The 4,931-nt window shown below is 40.8% G+C and carries 5 protein-coding genes, 3 pseudogenes and 1 riboswitch; of the genes and pseudogenes, 7 read left to right on the top strand and 1 reads right to left on the bottom strand.

The features are described 5' to 3' along the window. The 7 genes and pseudogenes from O9323_RS06155 to O9323_RS06185 all read left to right on the top strand — a co-directional run. Positions 1–131 (top strand): annotated as a pseudogene (locus O9323_RS06155) (IS630 family transposase); the annotation flags it as partial. A gap of 22 nt (positions 132–153) precedes the next feature. Next, a complete protein-coding gene (locus O9323_RS06160; RefSeq protein WP_288124833.1) occupies positions 154–705 on the top strand; it encodes an NERD domain-containing protein in 552 nt (183 codons plus the stop codon). Positions 706–762: 57 nt separating this feature from the next. Beyond that, positions 763–1,353: a DUF3782 domain-containing protein gene (locus tag O9323_RS06165; RefSeq protein ID WP_288124834.1), complete on the top strand. Its 591-nt coding sequence runs from the start codon at positions 763–765 to the stop codon at positions 1,351–1,353. Next, positions 1,324–1,482, top strand: a riboswitch (cobalamin riboswitch). It overlaps the preceding gene by 30 nt. A gap of 57 nt (positions 1,483–1,539) precedes the next feature. Further along, positions 1,540–2,964 carry a precorrin-3B synthase gene (cobG, locus tag O9323_RS06170; protein ID WP_002755711.1) on the top strand — a complete coding sequence of 475 codons (1,425 nt, stop codon included), beginning with the start codon at positions 1,540–1,542 and terminating at the stop codon, positions 2,962–2,964. Position 2,965: 1 nt separating this feature from the next. Further along, positions 2,966–3,592: a precorrin-8X methylmutase gene (locus O9323_RS06175; protein ID WP_193979544.1), complete on the top strand. Its 627-nt coding sequence runs from the start codon at positions 2,966–2,968 to the stop codon at positions 3,590–3,592. Next, positions 3,589–4,293, top strand: coding sequence for a precorrin-2 C(20)-methyltransferase (cobI, locus tag O9323_RS06180; protein WP_002755704.1), 705 nt, complete (start codon positions 3,589–3,591; stop codon positions 4,291–4,293). Before O9323_RS06175 ends, cobI begins: the two co-directional genes overlap by 4 nt. 64 nt (positions 4,294–4,357) lie before the next feature. Beyond that, a pseudogene (locus O9323_RS06185) lies at positions 4,358–4,522 on the top strand (P-loop NTPase fold protein); the annotation flags it as partial. A 229-nt stretch (positions 4,523–4,751) separates the two neighbouring features. On the opposite strand, the pseudogene O9323_RS06190 reads toward O9323_RS06185, so the two are convergent. Further along, positions 4,752–4,931 (bottom strand): annotated as a pseudogene (locus tag O9323_RS06190) (Uma2 family endonuclease); the annotation flags it as partial.

Below are 4,931 nucleotides of genomic sequence, written 5' to 3' on the forward strand. Positions count from 1 at the left end.
ACTTTTCTGACTTTTCTTCAGCCATTTATGAATGTTTGAATGATGCCCATCTGAAACATAAAAAAGAACTGGATTCTTTGCTGACTCTACGATTTCAGAAGTTTAATAAATCTCAGATTATGAACGTCTAAAGTATAATTAAGATGAAAAATTATGACCACCACCGCCGATGATGTTTGGAAATTATTAGCCGAATTAGCAGAAGCTCAAAAAGAAACCGAGCGGATTCTCAAAGAACAATCTTTAAAAACTGATCGCCAAATTACCAGACTCAGTCAAGAAATTGGTAATCTTGGGGGTAAATGGGGTCGTTTTGTCGAAAATATGGTAGCCCCAGCTTGTGAGACTTTATTTTTAAATCGTCAGATTCTCGTACATCAAGTTAGTCAAAGAGTCAGAAAACGTCTTGACGGTAAAACCCTAGAAATTGATGTGTTAGTAACTAATGAAAATCATGTGCTAGTAGTGGAAGTCAAAAGTAGTTTAAGTGTAGATGATGTCAAAGAATTAATCAAGAATCTAACAGAATTTAGGCAATTTTTTCCCGAATATAACCACAAACAATTATATGGGGCAGTAGCTGGCATTGAAATCGAAGAAGGAGCGGATAAATATGCCTATCGTCAAGGTTTATTTGTCTTGGCACAAAGGGGGGAAAATGTAGCAATTCTTAACGATACTGAGTTTCAACCAAAAACGTGGTAGGGGCTTTAAAAACAAGATATAATCAGGTTATTGTCAAGTTAATTTAGAGGAAAAATTATGACCACCACCGCCGATGATGTTTGGAGATTATTAGCCGAATTAGTAGAAGCTCAAAAAGAGACAGAAAGATGCTTTCAAGAAACTGAGCGACGCTTTCAAGAAACCGAGCGACGCTTTCAAGAAACCGATCGCCAAATTACCAGAGTCAGTCAAGAAATTGGTAATCTTGGCGGTAAATGGGGTCGTTTTGTCGAAAATATGGTAGCCCCCGCTTGTGAGACTTTATTTTTAAATCGTGATATTCCCGTACATCAAGTTAGTCAAAGAGTCAGAAAACGTCTCGACGGTAAAACCCTAGAAATTGATGTGTTAGTAACTAATGAAAATCATGTGCTGGTAGTGGAAGTTAAAAGTAGTTTAAGTGTAGATGATGTCAAAGAATTAATCAAGAATCTAACAGAATTTAGGCAATTTTTTCCCGAATATAACCACAAACAATTATATGGGGCAGTAGCAGGCATTGAAATCGAAGAGGGAGCGGATAAATATGCTTATCGTCAAGGTTTATTTGTCTTAGCACAAAGGGGGGAAAATGTAGCGATTCTTAACGATACTGATTTTCAACCAAAAACGTGGTATGATCCTTAAACTTGTCTTTGGGAAAGTCCAGTGCAATTCTGGTACTGTGCCGCAGCTGTAATCAAGTAAAAAGTAAAAAGAGTACATCTTCCCTTTTTCCTTGCGAGTCAGAATACCAATTACAAGCTTTTGATTGGTAGTATAGACAACTAATTTTCTAACTACTTCTCTGCGTCGCATGGAGAACAAACAACGGTGAATTGGTTAGTTAAAGCAAATGCTTGTCCCGGTTTATTTTATGGCACTGCTGCCCAAGATGGGTTTTTAATTCGTCTCCGCACCCCCGGTGGATGGCTCAATTCTCCACAGGGAAAAGCGATCGCCACTTGGCTCGAACAATGGCAGAGTACAGTACAAGTTACCAATCGGGCAAATCTGCAAATTCGCGGACTGCAAAAATCCCCCAGTTTAGAAGAATTTCAAACCCTGCAAAAATTAGGGTTAGCTGCCCATAACCCCAGTATCGATCATCTGCGGAATATCATGTCCAGTCCCACGGCTGGAATTGACTGCCAAGAATTGATCGATACTCGTCCATTAGTCCAAGAATTAGATAATTTTATCCAAAATTATCCATCAATTGCCCAACTAAGTCCTAAATTTAGTATCGGGATCGATGGCGGTGGTGCAGTGGGAATTGGCACTGGTTCAACTATGGCTTGGCAACACCGCTATAACGAGATTCATCTATCAGCAATTGCCCTCAATAATCCGAACAATTTAACTTCTATTGTTTGCTTTCGATTAGCACTCGCAGGAGATAAACAATTATATGACACGGACTTATTAATTGAGCCAGAAAACTGTTTATCTGTGGTCAAAGCTCTAGTAAAGGTTTATCTCGATTATGTTCAACAAACCCCTAATATCAACGGGAAAAAACCTCGGATGAAACACCTACTCAAAGATTGGGGATTGACAAAATATCTCGAACAAGTTAACTCCCGATTACATCGGACTTCTACCGGCATAATACAAGGGCAAGAATACCAGCAGGCTGCCCATTCTACTCAACCCTATTTTCATCTAGGAATTCATCCTCAAAAGCAACCCAGATTGTCTTATGTTGGCCTATCATTAAGATTAGGACAATTGACGGCTAATCAACTATGGGGATTAGCGGCACTATCAGAAACTTTTGGCAGTGGTCAGTTACGATTAACCCCTTGGCAGACTGTTATATTACCCGATATTCCCGATGAAAAAGTGTCAGAATTGTTGCCAAAACTGGCATCACTAGGATTATCCGCTTCTCCCGGATGGGATGCGGGGATAGTTGCCTGTAGCGGTAAACCAGGTTGTGCGGCAGCGGCCACTGCAACTCAAATTCATGGTTCTCTCCTGGCAGATTATTTGCAGAAACACTTAACCTGCAATTCTCCTGTTAATATTCACTTGACAGGTTGTGCTAAATCCTGCGCTCAACCAGGTCCTGCCGAAATTACCCTTTTAGGAACTACCATCGAGGAAAATGGCCAAATACTAGAAGCTTATCAAGTCTATGTGGGTGATAGTCAAAAGTTCTTAGAAACACCCATATTTGAGGGAGAATTTACCAAGATTCCCCCGCTCATAGTCCAAATTTTAAGCTCCCAAAAATCAAAAAATTTAGATGAATAGAATGGAATACATTAAGAATGGTGAGGAAATTTACCGCAAATCTTTTGCTATTATTCGGGCTGAAACTAACTGGGAAAATCTCCCCGATGATTTAGCCCCTGTGGCAGTTCGTCTAATTCATTCCTGCGGGATGACAGACATAACAGAAGATTTAGAAGCATCACCAGACGCGGTTAAAATCGGACGAAATGCTCTCGCTGGGGGTGCAGCAATTCTCTGTGATTCTCAAATGGTCGCTAATGGCATTACCAAAGCCCGTTTACCTAAAAATAATCCGATTATTTGTACCCTCAATTATCCAGAAGTGACCGAGTTAGCACGGCAAATTAATAATACCCGCTCCGCTGCCGCTTTAGAACTTTGGCAACCTCATTTAGCTGGAGCAGTGGTAGCCATTGGTAATGCACCAACCGCACTTTTTCACCTACTAGAATTGCTCGATCAAAATGTAGCTAAACCAGCTTTGATTTTAGGCTTTCCCGTGGGATTTGTAGGAGCGGCAGAGTCGAAAATAGAATTAGCAACTAATAGTCGTGGCGTGCCATTTATTACCCTGCACGGACGTAGAGGCGGCAGCGCAATCGCAGCAGCAGCAGTCAATGCTTTAGCAAAAGAGAACGAATTATGAATAAATTAGGCAAACTTTATGGATTAGGAATCGGTCCCGGTGATCCCGAATTGTTGACGCTAAAAGCACACCGGATTCTCACAACTGTTCCGGTAATTGCCTATCCTACCTTAGAAAGTGGCAAAGTTTTGGCACGGGCAATTGTGTCGGATTTTATCCGTCCCGAGCAGATAGAAATTCCCATGCCTTTACCTTTTAGTGTCGAGCGCAGTTCTCAACCTCATTATGATATTGCCGCCGAAAATATCGCCGAACAGTTAAACTTAGGCCGAGATGTGGCAGTTTTATGTGTGGGCGATCCGATGTTGTATGGCACATTTATGTATATCTTTAATCGCTTGTGCGATCGCTTTTCCATTGAAGTCGTGCCGGGTATTTCTTCAGTGATGGCAAGTGCAGCAATGCTGGGTGTACCTATCACTTATCGAAATGACGTATTTAGTATCATGCCCGCTACTTTAGAGGCGGAAATATTGCGGGATCGCCTAGCATTTATCGATGCAGCAGCGATTATTAAATTAGGCAGACATTTCGCTAAAGTTCGTGATATTCTCGAGGAATTAGGATTATTAGAACGCGCCCTCTACATCGAACGAGCAACCTTACCCAATCAGCAAATTATTCCGATTACCGAAATCGATCCAGAGGCTGTCACCTACTGGTCATTAATTCTGATTCCTAGTAAAACTAAACTCCAATAATTCTATAGACATAGTTAAATCTTCTATCCCCTACCTGACAAAACCTATCGGGTTTAGATGATAGGAAGAATTTCATGAAGATTTTGCTAAAATTGTCGATGCCTATATTGGGAATGATCGAGTTTATGTATTTATTGACGATTTAGATCGCTGTAAACATCCAAAATCAGCAGAGTTGATGCAAGCGATTAACTTGATGATTGCTGATGATCCGTCAGTGGTGTTGATTTTCTGACAGGGGGACAAGCGAGCTAGAAAATTTGCCAACAAAGGCTTCTGGCTTCTCTCGCTAGAAATAGATCGAGCGATTCTAGGCAAAAAGCTAACGAAAGAATTAGGGATAGGAGCGAGCTTACTAGGAATCATTATTAATAAGTGAGAGATGGTGCGGCGAACTTTTTCGAGCTAAAATCATGAAAAGTTTACGATATATGGATTTCAGCTTTCTTGTCCCCCTGTCAGGTTTCTAGGGTGATATCCTCGTATAAATCCCGAAGAGATGCCGTCAGATTAATACTCTGTAAACTAAAACTTTCTTGCTGATAGGTTTGCAGAATCCATAAACCCTGTTCACCGCGTCGAAAAGTTTCCACTCGTTGGTGTTTACTATTCACTAAGACATATTCCTCTAAACTTTC

This window comes from Microcystis sp. LE19-131.1A (genome assembly GCF_027532015.1).
Lineage (GTDB): Bacteria > Cyanobacteriota > Cyanobacteriia > Cyanobacteriales > Microcystaceae > Microcystis > Microcystis ichthyoblabe_A.

Excerpts from the sequence above, each read along its gene's own strand:
- O9323_RS06165 (WP_288124834.1), top strand. The coding sequence starts at position 763 with ATGACCACCACCGCCGATGATGTTTGGAGATTATTAGCCGAATTAGTA.
- cobI (WP_002755704.1), top strand. The coding sequence starts at position 3,589 with ATGAATAAATTAGGCAAACTTTATGGATTAGGAATCGGTCCCGGTGAT.
- O9323_RS06160 (WP_288124833.1), top strand. The coding sequence starts at position 154 with ATGACCACCACCGCCGATGATGTTTGGAAATTATTAGCCGAATTAGCA.
- O9323_RS06175 (WP_193979544.1), top strand. The coding sequence starts at position 2,966 with ATGGAATACATTAAGAATGGTGAGGAAATTTACCGCAAATCTTTTGCT.